The organism is Bacillus sp. EKM420B, from assembly GCF_011065565.1.
Lineage (GTDB): Bacteria > Bacillota > Bacilli > Bacillales > Bacillaceae > Bacillus > Bacillus velezensis.
The window spans coordinates 1-845 of sequence record NZ_JAAMNX010000017.1 but is presented as its reverse complement, the minus strand read 5'-3'; the positions used below and the strand labels follow the sequence as shown (position 1 = coordinate 845).

Below are 845 nucleotides of genomic sequence, written 5' to 3'. Positions count from 1 at the left end.
CGAACACGGAAGTTAAGCTCTTCAGCGCCGATGGTAGTCGGGGGTTTCCCCCTGTGAGAGTAGGACGCCGCCAAGCTTTTTATTTTATCTACCATGTTTTTGTTTATGAAGCTTATAATATTCCGCAGTAGCTCAGTGGTAGAGCTATCGGCTGTTAACCGATCGGTCGTAGGTTCGAGTCCTACCTGCGGAGCCATTGCTTCCATAGCTCAGCAGGTAGAGCACTTCCATGGTAAGGAAGAGGTCAGCGGTTCGAGCCCGCTTGGAAGCTTATCTAAATACGTTGATCTGAAGCAGTTTCCGAATGTTATGGAACTGTTATTTTTTGTTTAGTTCAGTAAAAATCCGTTGCTGATTGTACCAGTTAAGGTATAGGTATTTAGCGCGTCTTCTGATGAATCCTTTCTTCAATGATGCAAAAGAGATTAACATAATTAATTGTTAAACGGTATTGACTTTTATCAAAACCTTGATATAATTACTTTTGTCATAATGAACAGTATAAATAACAATACGGTTTACCGCCATCTGAGGCTGTATTCTGGGTATGCATTACATTTTTACTTGCGGAAGTAGTTCAGTGGTAGAACACCACCTTGCCAAGGTGGGGGTCGCGGGTTCGAATCCCGTCTTCCGCTCCATTTTATCCCAACGGGATATTGTGAAATTAATTGCGCCCGTAGCTCAATTGGATAGAGCGTTTGACTACGGATCAAAAGGTTAGGGGTTCGACTCCTCTCGGGCGCGCCATAATATTTTAAAAAATCGGGAAGTAGCTCAGCTTGGTAGAGCACATGGTTTGGGACCATGGGGTCGCAGGTTCGAATCCTGTCTTCCCGACCATT

Annotated in this window: 5 tRNA genes and 1 rRNA gene; all 6 read left to right on the top strand. The window is 44.1% G+C overall.

Going from position 1 to position 845, the window contains the following annotated elements:
* Positions 1-76: ribosomal RNA gene (gene rrf, locus G9F48_RS20150) — 5S ribosomal RNA — on the top strand; the annotation flags it as partial.
* A gap of 45 nt (positions 77-121) precedes the next feature.
* A tRNA-Asn gene (locus G9F48_RS19285) sits at positions 122-196 on the top strand.
* 2 nt (positions 197-198) lie between these two features.
* Positions 199-271, top strand: a tRNA-Thr gene (locus tag G9F48_RS19280).
* Between the two features lie 295 nt (positions 272-566).
* Positions 567-641: transfer RNA gene (locus G9F48_RS19275), tRNA-Gly, on the top strand.
* Between the two features lie 32 nt (positions 642-673).
* Positions 674-750: transfer RNA gene (locus G9F48_RS19270), tRNA-Arg, on the top strand.
* Positions 751-766: 16 nt separating this feature from the next.
* Positions 767-843 (top strand) — tRNA-Pro (locus tag G9F48_RS19265).
* Positions 844-845 lie beyond the last annotated feature (2 nt).